The sequence below is a fragment of the Dactylosporangium sp. NPDC051087 genome (assembly GCF_055586325.1).
In genome coordinates this window covers 1-16,553 of record NZ_JBVJIJ010000020.1, presented here as the reverse complement: position 1 = coordinate 16,553, position 16,553 = coordinate 1, and the positions used below count along the sequence as shown (strand labels likewise).

The following is a 16,553-nucleotide window of genomic DNA, read 5'->3' as shown; positions in this document are numbered from 1 at the left end:
GCAGCAGTGGCTGTGCGTGACTGTCAACGGTCGATGGGCAGTCCTGTCGGCCATGTCACGTAGCCCTGGATAAATTCCTAGTATCCACGTAGGATTGGTCGGCTATCGAGCTCCGGATCGACGGAGGACCACCATGTCGAAACTGCCCCGCTCAAGCCGTCTGGCCAGCCCGGTCGACACCACGGCGCACGGCGTGTACCGCATTCCCCAAGCCCCTGACGACCCCCGCCCGTTGTACCGCTTCAGCGATCACGTGGCCGACGACCCCCAGTCGGGGCGCTACCACGTCTACGCCGGGTGGTTCTGCCCATGGTCGCAGCGAGTGACGATCGCCCATGCGCTCGCGGGTCTCCACGACGTCGTCACCGTCTCCTACGTCGACAACGCGCGCGACGGCCGCGGCTGGGCGTTCCGGGAGCGGCACGGGCCCGACCCGGTCAACGGGTTCACGCTGCTGCGGCAGGCGTACGAGGCGACCGAGGAGGACTTCGACGGCCACGTGTCGGTGCCGACTCTGTGGGACCGAGCCACGGCGAGGGTGGTCAGCAACGACTTCAAGGGCATCGGCATCGACTTCGCCACCCGCTTCCGGCACGTGGCGACCCCGGTGCTGGACGCCTACCCGCAGGCGCACCGCGAGGAGATCGAGCAGCTCGACGCGTGGCTCGGCCCGGCCGTCAACCGCGGCGCGCCGGACAGCACCGCGTTCCTGGACGCGCTCGGCACCCTCGACGAGCGGCTCGCCACCAGGCGGTACCTGCTCGGGCCGGCGATCACCGAGGCGGACATCCGGCTGTACGTCACCCTCGTGCGGTACGGCGCCGGGCTCGCCGACTTCCCGCACCTGTGGGACTACGCCCGGGACCTCTACACCGTGCCCGCGTTCCGGGACACCACCGACTTCTCCGCGTTCTCCGCACCCGTGGTCCTCGACTGGGACGCCCCGGCGCACCGGACCGAAGGGATCCCGGCATGAGCGGGCAGCTCAACCTGGCGGTGGCGCTGGACGGGGCCGGGTGGCATCCGGCCGCCTGGCGCGACCCGTCGGCCCGCCCCGGCGAGCTGTTCTCCCCGGCGTACTGGCTGGACCTGGTCGGGCTCGCCGAGCGCGGCAAGCTCGACTTCGTCACCATCGAGGACTCCCTCGGCCTGCAGTCCGGCCGCTTCGACGGCCTCGACGGGCGCGCCGACCACGTCAAGGGCCGCCTCGACGCGTTGCTCATCGCCGCGCGGGTCGCCCCGGTCACCACCCACATCGGGCTGGTGCCGACGGTGACCGTCACGCACACCGAGCCGTTCCACGTCTCCACCCAGCTCGCCACCCTCGACCACCTGAGCACCGGCCGGGCCGGCTGGCGCGCCCAGGTGTCCGGCCGGGCCGGCGAGGCCGCGCACTTCGGCCACCGCACGTTCCCGCCGCTGGACGTCAACGACCTCGGCGGACCCGCCGCGCAGGCGTTCATCGCGGAGCTGTTCGCCGAGGCCGCCGACCACATCGAGGTCGTCCGGCGGCTCTGGGACAGCTGGGAGGACGACGCCGAGATCCGCGACGTCGCCACCGGCCGGTTCATCGACCGCGACAAGCTGCACCACATCGACTTCACCGGCAAGCACTTCAGCGTCAAGGGCCCGTCGATCACGCCCCGCCCGCCGCAGGGCCGGCCGGTCGTCACCGCGCTCACCCACACGCCGCTGGGATACGGGCTCGGCGCCGACCTCCTCTACGTGACCCCGGCCTCGGCGGCGGAGGCCGCCGAGCTCGCCGCGGCCGTCCGCCCGGCACGGGTGTTCGCCGACATCGTCGTGTTCCTCGACCCGGACCGCAAGGCCCGCCTCGACGAGCTGGACGGTGCGCCGTACACCAGCGACGCCCACGTCTACGTCGGTGCCGCCGCCGGACTGGCCGAGCTGCTGCTCTCCTGGCACGAGGCCGGCATCGACGGCTTCCGGCTGCGCCCCGGCGTCCTGCCGGCCGACCTGACGGCCGTCGTCGACGAGGTGCTGCCGCTGCTGCGGGCCGCGGGCGCGTTCCGCACCGACTACACCGGCACGACCCTGCGCGGCCATCTCGGCCTGCCCGCCGCGCGGAACCGGTACGCCCGGACGGAGATCAGCGCATGACCAGGAAGAAGCAGGTCGTCCTCGCGGCGCACTTCCCGGGCGTCAACAACACCACCGTGTGGAGCGACCCGGCCGCCGGCAGCCAGATCGCGTTCGAGTCGTTCCGCCGCTTCGCGCAGACCGCCGAACGCGGCAGGTTCGACTTCTTCTTCCTCGCCGAAGGGCTCCGGCTGCGCGAGCAGCGCGGCCGCATCCACGACCTCGACGTCGTCGGGCGACCCGACGCGCTCACCGTCCTCGCGGGGCTCGCCGCCGTCACCACCCACCTGGGGCTGACCGGCACCGTCAACGCCACCTTCAACGAGCCGTACGAGCTGGCCCGCAAGCTCGCCTCGCTGGACCACCTGTCGGGCGGCCGGGCCGGCTGGAACGTCGTCACCTCCTCGGACGCCTTCACCGGCGAGAACTTCCGCCGCGGCGGCTACCTCGACCGCGCCGACCGCTACACCCGCGCCGCCGAGGTGCTGCACACCGCCCGCGAGCTGTGGGACACGTGGCCCGCCGGGGAGGTCGTCGCGGATCCCGTCGCGGGGGTCTTCGCGCGTACCGGCGACCCCGGCGCATTCGTCCACAGTGGACAACACGTCGGCATCGAGGGCCACTTCACCGTGCCGCGGTCGCCGCAGGGGCGGCCGCTCATCATCCAGGCCGGCGACTCCGGCCCAGGGCGCGAGTTCGCCGCCCGCGACGCCGACGCCATCTTCTCCCGGCACGGCACCCTGGAGGCGGGCAAAGCGTTCTACGCCGACGTCAAAGGGCGGATGGCCCGCCACGGCCGGCACCCCGACGAGCTGAAGATCCTGCCCGCCAGCACGTTCGTGCTCGGCTCCTCGCCGGCCGACGCGGACGAGAAGGCACGGGTCGTGCGCCGCCAGCAGGTCAGCCCGCAGACCGCGATCCTGCTGCTGGAGCAGCTGTGGAACAAGGACCTCAGCGACCACGACCCCGACGGCCCGCTGCCCGTCTTCGACCCGGTCCTGCAGGACGACTCCATCATCAAGGGCCGCGCCCGCCTCTTCGACGACCCCCTCGCCACCGCCCGGCAGTGGCGGGCACTCAGCGAGGAGAAGGGGCTCGGCATCCGCGACCTCATCATCGAGGTCACCGGCCGGCAGACCTTCATCGGCACCCCGGCCACCGTCGCGGCGACCATCGACGAGTTCGTGCAGAGCGACGCCGCCGACGGGTTCATCCTCGTGCCGCACATCGTGCCCGGCGGCCTCGACGAGTTCGTCGACCAGGTCGTGCCGCTGCTGCAGGAACGCGGCGTCCTGCGCACCGAGTACACCACCACGACCCTGCGCGGCCACCTCGGCCTCCAGCATGAGTGACCCCGTCTTCCACTGGTTCCTGCCGACCGGCGGCGACGACCACGCCGTCGGCGCCGGCACCCACGGCGGCATCATCGGCGCCCGGGACACCGCCCCGCTGCCGCGCTCCGCGACGCACCGCCCGCCGACCCTGGACTACCTGACGCAGATCGCCCGCGCCGCCGACCAGCTCGGCTACGCCGGCGTCCTCACCCCGACCGGCGTGCACTGCGAGGACGCGTGGCTGACCACCGCCGCGCTGATCGCCGCGACCCGGCGGCTGAAGTTCCTCGTCGCGTTCCGGCCCGGGCTCATCACCCCGGTCCTCGCCGCGCAGATGGCGGCCACGTTCCAGCGGCTGTCGGAAGGGCGGCTGCTGCTCAACGTCGTCATCGGCAGCAGCGCCGCCGAGCAGCGCGGCTACGGCGACCCGCTGGACCACGACGCGCGGTACGAGCGGGCCGGCGAGTTCCTCGACGTCGTCCGCGCCGCCTGGACCGGCGCGCGGTTCGACCACCACGGCCCGCACTACGACATCGAGGGCGGCCTGCTGCGCGAGCCGCCGGCGACCGCACCGACGGTGTACCTCGGCGGGTCGTCCCCGGCCGCGATCAAGCTCGCCGCCCGGCACGCCGACGTCCACCTCACCTGGGGTGAACCCGTCGACTCGGTGGCGGAGAAGATCGCGGCGGTGCGGGCCGTCGCCGACCGGCCCGTCCGCTTCGGCATCCGCCTGCACGTCATCACCCGGGACACCGCCGACCTGGCCTGGTCGGCCGCAGACCGGCTCATCGCCGGCCTGTCGGAGGAGACCGTCCGCGAGCGGCAGGCGAGCCTGCGCGGCCTCGACTCCGTCGGCCAGCGGCGGATGCTCGACCTGCACGGCGGCGACCGCGACCGGCTCGTCGTCGCCCCCAACCTGTGGGCCGGCATCGGCCTGGTCCGCGGCGGCGCCGGCACCGCCCTCGTCGGCAGTCACGCCGAGGTCGCCGCCCGCATCGACGAATACCGCTCCGCCGGGATCGAGGAGTTCATCCTCTCCGGCTACCCGCACCTGGAAGAGGCGTACACGTTCGCCGAAGGAGTGCTGCGCCAATGAAGTTCCTCGCCATCACCCTGATCGTCACCGACGGCGCGAAACCGGCCCGTGAGCGGCTGCGGGAGGTCGTGGACAACGCGGTCCTCGCCGAGCAGCTCGGCTTCGACGGGTTCGGCGTCGGCGAACGCCACGAGCGGCCGTTCATCTCCTCGTCGCCGCCCGTCGTGCTCAGCCACATCGCCGCCCGCACCAGCGCCATCCGGCTCTTCACCGCCGTGACGACACTGAGCCTGCTCGACCCGGTCCGCGCCTTCGAGGACTACTCCACGTTGGACAACCTGTCCGGTGGTCGCCTCGAGCTGATCGTCGGCAAGGGCAACGGCGCCGCGCAGGCGAAGCTCTTCCACGTCACCGCCGACGACCAGTGGGACCGCAACCGGGAGGGCTACGAGCTGTTCACCCGGCTGTGGCGGGAGGACAAGGTCACCTGGTCCGGGCGGTTCCGCCCGTCGCTGGACGAGGCCGAGGCGTGGCCCCGGCCGCTGCAGCCGGACATCCGCATCTGGCACGGCAGCGCCACCAGCAAGGCCTCCGTCGAGCTGGCCGCCCTGCACGGCGACCCGCTCTTCTCCGCCAACGTCACCAACCCCGTCGAGCCCTACGCCGAGCTGGTCGCCCACTACCGGGAGCGGCTCGCCTTCCACGGCCACGACCCGGCCAGGGCGCTCGTCGGCGCGGGCTCCGCCGGGACGTACGTGGCCGAACGGTCCCAGGACGCGATCGACGTGTACCGGCCGATCTTCAACAAGCGCCTGGAACTGTTCAAACGCGTCGGCGTCGAACCCGTCTTCCACACCCTGGAGGACGCCATAGCGCGCAGCTCCATCCTCGTCGGCAGCCCGCAGCAGATCATCGACAAGGTGCACCGGTACCACGAGCGGCTCGGCCACGAGGTCATGCACGTGCAGGCCGACGCCGACGGGCTGACGGACAAGCAGCACCGCGGCTCCCTGGAGCTCTTCCAGGCCGAGGTCGCGCCGGTCCTGCGCCGCGAGATCCCCAGCCGTCCGTTCCCCTCCCTGGCGGTGCCGTCATGACCGTTCCCCTGTCCGTCCTCGACCTCGCCCCGATCAGCTCCGGCAGCGACGCCGGTGCCGCGCTGCGCAACACCATCGACCTCGCCCGGCGCGCCGAGTCGTTCGGGTACCAGCGCTACTGGGTCGCCGAGCACCACTTCGCGCCCGGCGTCGCCAGCGCCGCACCGGCCGTGCTCATCGGCCTCATCGCCGCCGCCACCGACCGGATCCGGGTCGGGTCCGGCGCGGTGCAGGTCGGCCACCAGACCGCACTGTCCGTCGTGGAGCAGTTCGGGGTCGTCGACGCCGTCCACCCCGGCCGGCTGGACCTCGGCCTCGGCCGCTCCGGTCAGCGCCGCACCGAGGCGCTCGCCGCGCTGTCCGCGCCGCCCGCCCAGCCGCCTCCGCCGCAGCCCGCCCGGGTCGTCGACGGGCTGCTCATCCCGCCGCCCTTCGACTTCTCCGGCATCGTCGGGCAGCCGAGGTTCGCCCTGTTCGCGCAGCTGCTGCAGCAGCCGGAGGCGCAGTCACCGGACTTCGCCGACATCGTGGACGACATCCGGGCGCTCATCGCCGGGTCGTACACGCGCGACGGCCTCGACGTGCACGCCACCCCCGGCGAGGGGGCGAAGGTCGAGCTGTGGATCCTCGGCTCCAGCGCCGGGCAGAGCGCCCGGGTGGCGGGGGAGCGGGGCCTGCCGTTCGCGGCGAACTACCATGTGGCGCCCGCGAGCGTGCTGGAGGCGGTGGCGGCGTACCGCGCGGCGTTCCGCCCGTCGGAGGTCCTGGACCGGCCGTACGTCCTGGTCTCCGCCGACGTGGTCGTCGCGCCCACCGCCTCGGCGGCCACCGCGCTGGCGGCGCCCTACCGGCACTGGGTGCGCAGCATCCGCACCGGCGCGGGGGCGATCCCCTTCCCGACCCCGGCCGAGGCGGCGGCGCTGCCCTGGTCCGGCGACGACCAGGCCCTCGTGCAGGACCGCCTCGACACGCAGTTCGTCGGCGACCCGGCGTCGGTGGCCGAGCGGCTGGACACGCTGCGGCGGGTCACCGGCGCCGACGAGCTCCTGGTCACCACCATCACGCACGACCACGCCGACCGGGTCCGCTCCTTCGAGCTGCTCGCCCGGGAGTGGCAGGGCCAGGCGGCCGGCCGTTGACATCTGCCGATATTATACCTAGCGTGTCTAGGCATGGATGTCCGGGGGCACCTTGACCTGCTGTTGCTGACCGTGCTGGCCGACGCCGGCCCCGTGCACGGCTATGCGCTGATCGCCGCGCTGCGCGAGCGGTCGCGGGGCGCGTTCGACCTGCCGGAGGGCACCGTCTATCCGGCGCTGCACCGGCTGGAGCGCGACGGTCTCGTCGTCAGCCACTGGGAGCACGCGGTCCCGCGCCGCCGCCGTGTCTATGCGCTGACCAGCGACGGCCGCCAGGCCCGCGTCGCGAAGCAGAGCGAGTGGGGCACCTTCGTCGCCGGCGTCCAGTCCGTGCTGGGCCCGGCCGCGGGTCCGGTGACGGCATGACCTCCCCGGTCGAGGAGTATCTCGACGAGATGTTCGACCGGCTCTCGGGCACGGGTGCCGCGGGCCGCCGCCTGCTCGCCGAGGCGGAGAGCCATCTGCTCGCCGCGACGGAGGACGGCATCGCCCGCGGCCTCGACCGGGGCGCCGCCGAGCGCGAGGCGGTCGCCCGGTTCGGCCCCGCCGCCACCGTCGCCCGGCAGGTCCCGCCGGGTCCGGCCGGCACCCTGGCCGCCCTGCGCCGGGTCGCCGTCGGCGTCTGGGCCGTGGCCGGGGCGGCCCTCGCCTGGTATGGCACCAGCGGCATCGTCACCTGGCTCCTGGGCCACCCCTTCGCCCGGCTGCTGGTCGCCACCGACCAGTTCGGCAGCCGCCCGGGCATGTGCGAGCGGCCCTGGATCCCGGCCGGGTCCGCGGCGGACTGCGCCGGCTACTACCGCACCACCATCGACGCGGTCCCGGCCGGCGGCGCCCGCTTCCCCTTCGCGGTCGTGGCGGTCGTGGGCGTCGCCATGCTCGTCGCCCTCGCCGCGGCCCGCCGCCGGACCGCGCTCGGCACCCCCGCCTGGACCCCGGCGCGTCCCGCGCTCGGCCTTGCGGTCGCGCTCCCGTTCGGCCTCGCGTCGGCGCTGCTGCTGTTCTACGCCGCCGTGGGCGCGTCCGCCCACGTGCAACCGTGGACCCTCAGCTACGTCACCGCGGGCGTCCTCGCCGCCGCGATCAGCCTCACCTCGGCCCGCCGCCTCCGCCGCACCCCGGCCTGACCCAGGCCTGACCCTCGCGTCCGTCAGTCGAGCATGCTGCCGCAGCTCATGTTGAGCGCGGTGCCGGTCATGGAGCGGGCCAGGTCGGAGGCGGCGAAGACGGCGAGGTTGCCGGTGTCCTCCAGGGTGGCGGCGCGGCCCAGGAGGGTCTGGCCGGTGATGGACCGCTCGATGTCCGCGCGGGCGGGGGAGCCGGCCGGGATGGAGTCGGGCAGGCCACCGGTGCGGAGGGTGAGGACGCGCACGCCGTGCGGGCCGAGCTCGACGGCGAGCTGGCGGCGCAGGTGCTCGACGGCCTCGAAGCCGGCCTGCAGGCCGCCGAGGTGGAAGTCGCGCGGGGGCTCGCCGGAGCCGCCGAAGAACAGCAGGACCCCGCCACCGCCGTCGCGGACCATGTGGCGGGCGGTGGCGCGGGACGTGATGAACTTCGAGCGGACCGACTGCACGACGGGGGCCAGGTAGTCCTCGACCGTCATGTCGAGCATCGGGGTGCCCTGCACGTCCGCGTCGGCGATGACGTTGACGGCGATGTCGATCCGGCCGGCGGTGGCGACGACGGTCGCGGCGTGCCCGTCGACAGCCTGCTCGTCGAGGGCGTCGACGACCGCGGTGTCCGCCGCCCCGCCCGCCGCGCGGACGTCTCCGGCGACCGCGTCCAGCGTGGCCAGGGTCCGGCCGGTGAGGAAGACCCTGGCTCCCGCCCTGCCGAACGCCCGGGCGATGGCGCCGCCGACCGACCCTCCGCCGCCGTAGATGATCGCGTTCCTGCCTGCGAGCAGCATGCCGTTGTCCTTTCCGCTGGTGTACCTGTCACCGATACAACCCCGCGGAAGGGCGGAACTCATCGCACCGGCAGAGAATCGGGCAGGTCGAAGAACGGGAACAGTGCCGGGTCCAGGAACGACACCACCTCGCTCACCCGCCCGCCGGCGAAGGTCACCAGGTCGATGCTGGCGGCCCGGAACGCGGCACCGTCGAGCAGGTACGTGCCGAACGCCGGCCGCCCGTTGGCCCTGGTCGGCAGGAACCGCCACCGGTGCGGGGCGGGACCGTCGAGGAGGAACGTGCGGATGGCCGCGGCGCCGCGGTACACCTCGGGCAGCGGCGGCATCGAGTACTTCGCGTCGCCGGCCAGCATCCCGACGATGGCGTCCACGTCGCCGGCCTCCCACGCGGCCCGGTAGGCGCCGGCGGCGGCCGCGACGTCCGGGGTGGGGGAGGGCGAGGGCGCCGGCAGGATTCTGCGGGCCCGCTGGACGGTGCTGTTGACGGCGGCGACCGTGGTGCCGAGCAGGCCGGCCGTCTCCGCGGCGGAGAAGCCGAGGACCTCGCGGAGCAGCAGCGCGGCCCGCGGGACGGGCCCGAGGTGCTGCAGCGCGGCCACGAACGCGAGCTCCACCGAGATCCCGGTCAGCGCGTCCGGCATCGGCTGCAGCCACAGGGGCTCACCGGTGGCGGGGTCCGCGGCGGGCGGCTCGCGGCGGGCGGGCATGGTCAGGCAGCGGTTGGTGGCGATCCGGTACAGCCACGGCCGCACCCCGGCGGGGTCCTCGAGCCGGTCGAAAGCCTTCCAACCTCGCAGGTAGGTCTCCTGCACCGCGTCCTCGGCGTCGTGCAGCGAGCCCAGCATGCGGTAGCAGTGGGCGAGAAGCTCGCCACGCAGCGGCCCCACCAGCGCCTCGAAGGTCACCACCCCAGCCTAAATTCCTGTATTTCCCATTACATTACTGGGGAACATTCTGTCGGAGGGTTGACGGAAAAATTCGGTCCGTCCTACCGTGTCGAGCGTGACCGTTGAGGGTGTCCACGCGCTGGTCAGGCGCACGCATGAGGAGCGCGTCCTGCGTGTCCTGCGCGAGCACGGCGCCCTCAGCCGCGGGCAGCTCGCCGCGAAGGTCGGCCTGTCCCGCACGACGCTGTCGGAGATCACCGGCGACCTGCTGTCCCGGGGCGCGGTCGTGGTCACCGACACCGACGCGGCCCTGCGGGCGGGCAGCGGCCGGCCGGCGGAGCTGCTGACGCTCGACCCGTCCTCAGGGCAGTTCCTCGGCGTCGACCTGGGCCACACCAGGGTCCGGATCGCCGTCGCCGACGCGGCCCACGAGGTGATGGCGGACGGGCACGCGGCCTACGGGCCCGACACCGGCTGGCCGGAGCGGATCGGGATCGCGTTCGCCCTCATCGACCGGGTCGGCGCCCGGTCCGGGGTCAGCTTCCGGGCGCTGCAGGGGATCGGCGTCGGCGTCGCCGGCCCCTGGCCGGCCGAGCCCGCGGTCGCGCAGGCGTTCCGGGAGCGCTTCGGGGCGCCGGTCATCGCCGACAACAACACGAGGTTCGCCGCGCTGGCCGAGGCCATCACGGACGGGCCGGACCTGCACGACGTGCTGTACATCAGACTCGCCGACGGCATCGGGGGCGGGCTCGTCGTCGGCGGGCGCCTGGTCGCCGGCGGGCACGGGGTCGCCGGCGAGTTCGGGCACGTCCCGGCGGCCACCGGCACCGCCGCGGACGACTGCCGCTGCGGCCGCCGGGGCTGCCTGGAGACCGTCGCGTCGGTCCCGGCGGTGCTGCGCGCGTGCCGCCGCGGCGGCCTGGACGTGCGCTCCCTCGACGACCTCGGCGCGGCGCTGCGGCGCGGCGAGCCGGTCGCGGTCGCGGTGCTCGACGAGGCCGCGGACGCCGCCGGCCGGATACTCGCCGCGGCGGCGCTCGTGCTCGACCCCGCGCAGATCGTCGTCGGCGGGCCGCTGATCCGATGTCACCCGGGCGTCGTCGAGCGGATCGGCGCCGCCGTCGGCGCGCTGGTCGGCGCCGGGACACACATCAGGGCGGCCAGGCTCGGCGACGACGACGGGGCGCTCGGCGCGATCGCCGCCCTCTACCGCCAGACCCCGCTGCTCGCCGGCTACCACTGACCCCGATCCCGCCGCCCGGCCGTCCCCTGTGGACGGTGCCGCACCGTGCCCGAAACCGAGGAGCCACCATGACCAGACCGGGACGCCGATGAGCGTCGACGGTGCCGCACCGGCGAAAGCCACGCCCAGGACCAGGCGGACGGCCCTGAAGTGGTCGCTCAACGCCGCCTCGGCGGCCGCCGGGGCCGCGGCCTGGTGGATCTACGCGACGACCGACCCGACGGTGCCCGCGCCGCCGGCGGTGCTCGGCAAGGCCTTCGAGCTGCTCGGCGACGGCACCCTCGGCGCCGACGTCCTCGCCAGCCTCCGCCGGGTGCTGATCGGCTTCGCGCTCGGCACCGGGCTCGCGGTGCCCGTCGGCTTCCTCATGGGCTGGTACACCGTGGCCCGCGGGCTGATCGAGCCGTGGGTGCAGTTCTTCCGCACCATCCCGCCCCTGGCCATCATTCCCCTCGCGATCGTGCTGATGGGCATCGGCGAGACCCCGAAGCTGTTCGTCATCCTCCTCGCCGCGTTCCTCGCCTGCGTCATCGCCACGTTCCAAGGCGTCGTCGGCGTCGACCGGACCCTCATCAACGCCGCGCGGGTCCTCGGCGCGCCCACCCGGGTCATCTTCGCCAGGGTCGTCGTGCCCGCCTCCACCCCGTTCATCCTCGTCGGCATGCGCGTCGGGCTCGGCTCGTCCTGGGCCACCCTCGTCGCCGCCGAGCTCATCGCCGCCCAGGAGGGACTCGGCTACCGCATGCAGAGCGCCCAGCTGTACTACGACCTGCCGACCATCTTCGTCGGGCTGATCAGCATCGGCGTCCTCGGCCTGCTGATGGACCGGCTGCTGCTGCTCGTCGAGCGGCGCGCCACCGCCTGGCAGGAGCGCCGGTGAACGCCCGCATCTCCATCCAGGACGTCGAGCGCACCTACCCGTTGCGGGGCAAGGACTTCGTCGCGCTCGGCGGGGTGTCCCTCGACGTCGCCGACAACGAGTTCGTCACCATCGTCGGCCCGTCCGGCTGCGGCAAGAGCACCCTGCTGAACATCGTCGCCGGCCTCGACCACCCGACCGGCGGGCAGGCGCTCGTCGGCGGGAAACCCGTCACCGGGCCCGGGCCCGACCGGGGCGTCATCTTCCAGCAGTTCGCCCTCTTCCCGTGGCTGACCGTGCGCAAGAACGTCGAGTTCGGGCTGCGGACCGCCGGTGTACCGAAGGCCGAACGCCGCCGCCGCGCCGAGCACTTCATCGAGATGGTCGGACTGACCCAGTTCGCCGACGCGCTGCCGAAGACCCTGTCCGGCGGGATGAAGCAGCGCTGCGCCATCGCCCGCGCCTACGCCGTCGACCCGTCGATCCTGCTGATGGACGAGCCGTTCGGCGCCCTCGACGCGCTCACCCGGGTGCGGCTGCAGGAGCAGCTCCTGCAGACGTGGAGCCGCGACCGGCGCACCGTCATGTTCATCACCCACGACGTCGACGAGGCGGTGTTCCTCGCCAACCGGGTCGTCGTCATGGCCGCGAACCCCGGCCGCATCGTCGAGATCGTCGACGTCGACCTGCCCTCACCGCGCACCGAGGAGATCCGGCTCGGCCCGGACTTCGCCCGGCTGCGCAACCGCGTGTGGAGCGCGGTCCACCACCAGCCGTCCCCCGAGAGGAACTCCTCATGATCTCCCGTCGCAGTTTCGCCACGGTACTGGCGGCCGCCACGCTGATCGGCGTCGCCGGCTGCGGCTCCGCCGGCGAACCGGCCGGCCCCGGCGAACCGACCAAGGTGACCTTCGGGTACATCGGCGACTACAACGGCACCAGCCTCCTCGCCGTCGCCGGCAAGCAGGGCCTGTGGAAGAAGCACGGCATCGACGCCACCGTGAAGGTCTTCACCAACGGCCCGGTGCAGGTGCAGGCGCTGCAGTCCGGCGACCTCGACTTCGGCTACATCGGGCCCGGCGCCTTCTGGCTGCCCGCCTCCGGCCAGGCGAAGATCATCGCCATCAACACGCTCGGTGCCGCCGACCGGGTCATCGCCCAGCCCGGCATCACCTCGATCGAGCAGCTGCGCGGGAAGAAGGTCGGCGTCCCCGAAGGTACCTCCGGCGACATGATCCTCACCCTGGCCCTGCAGGCGGCCGGGATGACGAACAAGGACATCCAGCGGGTCCCGCTCGACGCGTCCACGCTCGTGTCCGCGTTCTCCTCCAAGCAGATCGACGCGGCGGGCTTCTGGTACCCGGCGATCTCCACCATCAAGAAGACCGTCCCCGGCCTCGTCGAGCTCGCCAAGAACGACGACTTCACCGCCAAGGTGTCGTTCCCCAACGCGTTCGTCGCCGGCAACAAGGTCGTCGCCGAGAAGTCCGCCGCCGTCACCAAGGTCCTGCAGGTGCTGCGCGAGGCGACCGACTACCGCGCCGCCCACCCCGACGAGACGGCCGCCGCCACGGCGGAGATGCTCAAACAGCAGGTCGACGCTGTGAAGGCCGACGCGGCCAACAGCAGGGCGCTGACCACCCAGGAGCTCGACGCCGCCACCAAGGACGGCACCGTGGCGAAGTGGCTGACCGGCATGGGCGACTTCTTCGTCGGCGCCGGCAAGCTCAAGGAACCCGTCGACCCGAAGACCTACTACCTCGGCGACCTGTGGACCGGGGCGGCGGCCGCCAAGTGACCCGCAACATCCTGTTCCTCATGACCGACCAGCACCGGGTGGACACGCTCGGCGCCTACGGCAACCCGCTCGCGCGGACCCCGGCGCTGGACGAGCTCGCCCGGACCGGGACCCGCTTCGACCGGTGGTACACGCCGACGGCCATCTGCACCCCGGCCCGGGCGAGCCTGCTCACCGGGCAGGCGCCGTTCCGCCACAAGCTCCTCGCCAACCAGGAGCGCAACGTCGGCTACAGCGAGGACCTGCCCGACGGCACGTTCACGTTCCCGCAGGCGTTGCGGGCCCACGGGTACGACTGCGGCCTCGTCGGCAAGTGGCACGCCGGCACCTCGAAGACCCCCGCGGACTACGGCTTCGACGGGGTGCACCTGCCGGGCTGGCACAACCCCGTCGAGCACCCCGACTACCTGGCCTACCTTTCGGAGCACGGGCTGCCGCCGTACCGGATCAGCGACCACGTGCGCGGGACGCTGCCCAACGGCGGGCCCGGCAACCTCCTCGCCGCGCGGCTGCACCAGCCGGTCGAGGCCACGTTCGAGCACTACCTCGCCACCCGGACCATCGAGATGCTGCGCGGCCACGCCACCTCCGGCCGGCCGTTCTTCCAGGCGCTGCACTTCTTCGGCCCGCACCTGCCCTACATCGTCCCCGACGAGTACTTCGACCTCGTCGACCCGTCCGATGTGGAGCTTCCCGCGTCGATCGCGGAAACCTTCCAGGGCAAGCCCCCGGTGCAGCGCAACTACAGCGCACACTGGACGTTCGACACCATGCCGCTGGAGGTGACCCGCAAGCTCATCGCCGTCTACTGGGGATACGTCACCCTCATCGACCAGCAGATCGGCCGGGTCCTCGCGGTGCTGGACGAGCTCGGCCTGCGCGACGACACGTCGGTCTTCTTCACCTGCGACCACGGCGAGTTCACCGGCTCGCACCGCCTGCACGACAAGGGCCCGGCGATGTACGAGGACATCTACCGCACACCCGGCATCGTCAGGGTGCCGGGCGCGCCCGCCGGCCAGGTCCGCGACGAGTTCGTCAGCCTCACCGACTGCACCGCCACCATCCTCGACCTCGCCGGCGTCCCCTCCACCGGCGCGGTCGACTCACGCAGCCTGCTGCCGCTCGTCCGCGGCGGCACCCCGGACTGGGCACCGGACGTCGTCGCCGAGTTCCACGGCCACCACTTCCCGTACCCGCAACGCATGCTGCGCGACGAACGCTACAAACTCGTCGTCAACCCCGACTCCACCAACGAGCTCTACGACCTGCACCTCGACCCCGACGAACTGACCAACGTGTACGACCTGCCGTCCCTGGAGCCGGTGCGCTCCCGCCTGCTACGCCGGCTGTACACCCTCCTACGCGACCGCGGCGACAACTTCCACCACTGGATGGCCTCCATGTACGACGTCGGCACCCTGCACCACGACCCGACCCTGAGCGGCCTCGACGACGCCTCGTACGCCTGACAACTGACAGCGCGGCACCGCTGGCGTTGACGAGGCCGCGGTGGGCGTCGGGCGAGATCAGGGTGGTGGCTCGCGGCTTCTTTTGGCGTAACGGGTTGCCAGGCCGCGCCGGCGTTCACCACGTTGCGCTGCCGGTGGAGGACCTTGTCGAAGTTCGGTGCTCGCCCGCCGCGGCTGCCCTTGGCGGCCCGGCGGGCGATCTGGTCACCGCGTTCAGGAGTGATTCGACGAATGCCGCGGCGACGCAACACCGGCGCGTGGAGTCGTGGGCGTAGCCCTGCCAGCGATCAGCCCCTCCGGCCGTTTGCGTGGCGTACCCGGACCGGGTGCGTCGACCGCGCTGCGGCCCAGTAACGCCGGCAGCGTGATCACCGCCCACGCCGCATCCGTGGACGTGACCTGACGTTGTGGCCTCGGGCACGATCCAGACGTTGGCGCCGGAGGACCCGCGGGCGGTGCATCGCCGGTTCACCGAGTGGATCGGGTGCGGGCCATGGGGACAGGTCCATCACGAGCTGCCGCACCGGCTGCCCGTGGCCGCTGGGACCGACCGGACGCTGGAAAGTCCGTCCCCCACAAAAGTCTTGGCGGCGTCGGTCAGGGCAGGTCGTGGGTCGAGCCGGGCAGCCCGTCGGAGATCCATCGTCGTGAGGTTCCACGGCGCGGGGCGACTGGTTGCCGGCGCGGTGGCTGCAGGTGGGCCTGTCTGCCCCCGCTGGTGGTCAGGTAGGCGGTGATCGCGCCGTTGGTGCCGGAGGCTGGGTAGCGTTCGGGCAGGTGGCGGGATCTGCCGGAACGGTACGGGCCGGGGTGGACGTGCCGTGAACGGTTGCGGCGGTGGACCGCGGACGGCACCTGGGATCGGATCCTTGCTGTGGCGCAGATCCGCGACGACGGGGCGCCGATGGACTGGGTGATCTCGGTGGTCCGAGCCGCATCAGCACGCGGCCGGGGCTCGGAAAAGGGGATCCGTTGGCTTGGCCGCCGCCGGTGCGACGGTCGGTGCGCAGGACGGTGAGGCGATCGGCCGGTCCCGGGGTGGACTGAGCACGAAGATTCATATCGCGGTCGACGGGTATGGTCGGCCGTTGTCGATCCTGCACATCGGGTCAGGCCGCGACAACCCGCAACCGCTGCGGCTGCTGGACGCGATCCGTGTCAACCAACCCGGTCCGGGCGCACTTCGGAAGCGTCCCGGACATGCGCCTGGCCGACAAGGGCTACACCACGACTCGACCCGTGCTGCGTTGCGCCGCCGAGGGTTCCGGCACACCATCCCGCAACGCAAGGACCAGATCGCCCGCCGCGCGGCCAAGGGCAGCAACGGCGGACGACCACCGGACTTCGACAAGGTCCTCTGCAAACAGCGCAACGTCGTGGAACGCCGCTTCAATCGGTTCAAGCAGTGGCGCGACCTCGCTACCCGCGACGCCAAACGCGCCAGCCTCTACCGCGCCACCCTGGTCCTCATCGCTGCCGTCATGTGGCTCCCATGATCGGCAGGACACGTCCTAGGTGACTGGTGTTAACGATGGTCTGGCCCGGAGGGCCAGACCATCGTTTTATGTCTATTTCAGGTAATATGCGTGGGTGGCGTTGGGTAGGGCTTCGCAGCAGTTGGACCTTCTCGATCCGGTCGCCCGGTTCTGCGAGGAGACCCTTGCCGGCAATTCGAT

Annotated in this window: 15 protein-coding genes and 2 pseudogenes; 14 read left to right on the top strand and 3 right to left on the bottom strand. The window is 72.6% G+C overall.

All coding sequences use genetic code 11. The features are described from left to right. Positions 1-133: 133 nt before the first annotated feature. Genes ACZ6TV_RS33780 through ACZ6TV_RS33745 form a run of 8 tightly spaced genes read left to right on the top strand, consistent with a single transcriptional unit; the run spans position 134 to position 7,833 of the window. Entirely contained in the window at positions 134-976 is an 843-nt protein-coding gene (locus ACZ6TV_RS33780; RefSeq protein WP_465301622.1) for a glutathione S-transferase C-terminal domain-containing protein, read from the top strand. Next, complete coding sequence (locus tag ACZ6TV_RS33775; protein WP_465301620.1) at positions 973-2,121, top strand: LLM class flavin-dependent oxidoreductase; 1,149 nt, start codon at positions 973-975, stop codon at positions 2,119-2,121. The genes ACZ6TV_RS33780 and ACZ6TV_RS33775 overlap by 4 nt, the downstream gene beginning before the upstream one ends. After that, positions 2,118-3,452: an NtaA/DmoA family FMN-dependent monooxygenase gene (locus ACZ6TV_RS33770; RefSeq protein WP_465301618.1), complete on the top strand. Its 1,335-nt coding sequence runs from the start codon at positions 2,118-2,120 to the stop codon at positions 3,450-3,452. Before ACZ6TV_RS33775 ends, ACZ6TV_RS33770 begins: the two co-directional genes overlap by 4 nt. Continuing rightward, a complete protein-coding gene (locus ACZ6TV_RS33765) occupies positions 3,445-4,530 on the top strand; it encodes an LLM class flavin-dependent oxidoreductase (protein ID WP_465301616.1) in 1,086 nt (361 codons plus the stop codon). Before ACZ6TV_RS33770 ends, ACZ6TV_RS33765 begins: the two co-directional genes overlap by 8 nt. Next, on the top strand, positions 4,527-5,567 hold the full coding sequence (locus ACZ6TV_RS33760; RefSeq protein WP_465301614.1) for an LLM class flavin-dependent oxidoreductase: 1,041 nt from the start codon (positions 4,527-4,529) through the stop codon (positions 5,565-5,567). Before ACZ6TV_RS33765 ends, ACZ6TV_RS33760 begins: the two co-directional genes overlap by 4 nt. Continuing rightward, on the top strand, positions 5,564-6,706 hold the full coding sequence (locus tag ACZ6TV_RS33755) for an LLM class flavin-dependent oxidoreductase (protein WP_465301612.1): 1,143 nt from the start codon (positions 5,564-5,566) through the stop codon (positions 6,704-6,706). Before ACZ6TV_RS33760 ends, ACZ6TV_RS33755 begins: the two co-directional genes overlap by 4 nt. 33 nt (positions 6,707-6,739) lie before the next feature. Further along, a complete protein-coding gene (locus ACZ6TV_RS33750) occupies positions 6,740-7,072 on the top strand; it encodes a PadR family transcriptional regulator (protein WP_465301610.1) in 333 nt (110 codons plus the stop codon). Beyond that, the gene (locus ACZ6TV_RS33745) at positions 7,069-7,833 is read left to right on the top strand and encodes a permease prefix domain 1-containing protein (protein ID WP_465301608.1); all 765 of its coding nucleotides are present in this window, start codon (positions 7,069-7,071) and stop codon (positions 7,831-7,833) included. Before ACZ6TV_RS33750 ends, ACZ6TV_RS33745 begins: the two co-directional genes overlap by 4 nt. Before the next feature lie 23 nt (positions 7,834-7,856). On the opposite strand, the gene ACZ6TV_RS33740 is transcribed toward ACZ6TV_RS33745, so the two are convergent. Both ACZ6TV_RS33740 and ACZ6TV_RS33735 read right to left on the bottom strand, forming a co-directional pair. Further along, positions 7,857-8,615: an SDR family NAD(P)-dependent oxidoreductase gene (locus ACZ6TV_RS33740; RefSeq protein WP_465301606.1), complete on the bottom strand. Its 759-nt coding sequence runs from the start codon at positions 8,613-8,615 to the stop codon at positions 7,857-7,859. A gap of 59 nt (positions 8,616-8,674) precedes the next feature. Continuing rightward, complete coding sequence (locus ACZ6TV_RS33735; protein WP_465301604.1) at positions 8,675-9,523, bottom strand: RNA polymerase subunit sigma-70; 849 nt, start codon at positions 9,521-9,523, stop codon at positions 8,675-8,677. Between the two features lie 97 nt (positions 9,524-9,620). On the opposite strand from ACZ6TV_RS33735, the gene ACZ6TV_RS33730 reads away from it, so the two are divergent. From ACZ6TV_RS33730 to ACZ6TV_RS33710, 5 genes are all read left to right on the top strand, one after another. Beyond that, entirely contained in the window at positions 9,621-10,748 is a 1,128-nt protein-coding gene (locus ACZ6TV_RS33730) for an ROK family transcriptional regulator (protein ID WP_465301602.1), read from the top strand. A gap of 88 nt (positions 10,749-10,836) precedes the next feature. Further along, complete coding sequence (locus ACZ6TV_RS33725; protein ID WP_465301600.1) at positions 10,837-11,628, top strand: ABC transporter permease; 792 nt, start codon at positions 10,837-10,839, stop codon at positions 11,626-11,628. Beyond that, positions 11,625-12,407: an ABC transporter ATP-binding protein gene (locus ACZ6TV_RS33720; protein ID WP_465301598.1), complete on the top strand. Its 783-nt coding sequence runs from the start codon at positions 11,625-11,627 to the stop codon at positions 12,405-12,407. Before ACZ6TV_RS33725 ends, ACZ6TV_RS33720 begins: the two co-directional genes overlap by 4 nt. Further along, positions 12,404-13,405, top strand: a complete 1,002-nt coding sequence (locus tag ACZ6TV_RS33715; RefSeq protein ID WP_465301596.1) for an aliphatic sulfonate ABC transporter substrate-binding protein — start codon at positions 12,404-12,406, stop codon at positions 13,403-13,405. Before ACZ6TV_RS33720 ends, ACZ6TV_RS33715 begins: the two co-directional genes overlap by 4 nt. Further along, complete coding sequence (locus tag ACZ6TV_RS33710; RefSeq protein WP_465301594.1) at positions 13,291-14,877, top strand: sulfatase-like hydrolase/transferase; 1,587 nt, start codon at positions 13,291-13,293, stop codon at positions 14,875-14,877. Before ACZ6TV_RS33715 ends, ACZ6TV_RS33710 begins: the two co-directional genes overlap by 115 nt. 57 nt (positions 14,878-14,934) lie before the next feature. Here the strand turns inward: ACZ6TV_RS33710 and ACZ6TV_RS33705 are convergent. Next, a pseudogene (locus ACZ6TV_RS33705) lies at positions 14,935-15,240 on the bottom strand (IS5/IS1182 family transposase); the annotation flags it as partial. Between the two features lie 415 nt (positions 15,241-15,655). Between ACZ6TV_RS33705 and ACZ6TV_RS33700 the strand changes: the two are divergent. Further along, a pseudogene (locus tag ACZ6TV_RS33700) lies at positions 15,656-16,373 on the top strand (IS5 family transposase); the annotation flags it as partial. Positions 16,374-16,553 lie beyond the last annotated feature (180 nt).

Excerpts from the sequence above, each read along its gene's own strand:
- ACZ6TV_RS33780 (WP_465301622.1), top strand. The coding sequence starts at position 134 with ATGTCGAAACTGCCCCGCTCAAGCCGTCTGGCCAGCCCGGTCGACACC.
- ACZ6TV_RS33775 (WP_465301620.1), top strand. The coding sequence starts at position 973 with ATGAGCGGGCAGCTCAACCTGGCGGTGGCGCTGGACGGGGCCGGGTGG.
- ACZ6TV_RS33770 (WP_465301618.1), top strand. The coding sequence starts at position 2,118 with ATGACCAGGAAGAAGCAGGTCGTCCTCGCGGCGCACTTCCCGGGCGTC.
- ACZ6TV_RS33765 (WP_465301616.1), top strand. The coding sequence starts at position 3,445 with ATGAGTGACCCCGTCTTCCACTGGTTCCTGCCGACCGGCGGCGACGAC.
- ACZ6TV_RS33760 (WP_465301614.1), top strand. The coding sequence starts at position 4,527 with ATGAAGTTCCTCGCCATCACCCTGATCGTCACCGACGGCGCGAAACCG.
- ACZ6TV_RS33755 (WP_465301612.1), top strand. The coding sequence starts at position 5,564 with ATGACCGTTCCCCTGTCCGTCCTCGACCTCGCCCCGATCAGCTCCGGC.
- ACZ6TV_RS33750 (WP_465301610.1), top strand. The coding sequence starts at position 6,740 with ATGGATGTCCGGGGGCACCTTGACCTGCTGTTGCTGACCGTGCTGGCC.
- ACZ6TV_RS33745 (WP_465301608.1), top strand. The coding sequence starts at position 7,069 with ATGACCTCCCCGGTCGAGGAGTATCTCGACGAGATGTTCGACCGGCTC.
- ACZ6TV_RS33740 (WP_465301606.1), bottom strand. The coding sequence starts at position 8,615 with ATGCTGCTCGCAGGCAGGAACGCGATCATCTACGGCGGCGGAGGGTCG.
- ACZ6TV_RS33725 (WP_465301600.1), top strand. The coding sequence starts at position 10,837 with ATGAGCGTCGACGGTGCCGCACCGGCGAAAGCCACGCCCAGGACCAGG.
- ACZ6TV_RS33715 (WP_465301596.1), top strand. The coding sequence starts at position 12,404 with ATGATCTCCCGTCGCAGTTTCGCCACGGTACTGGCGGCCGCCACGCTG.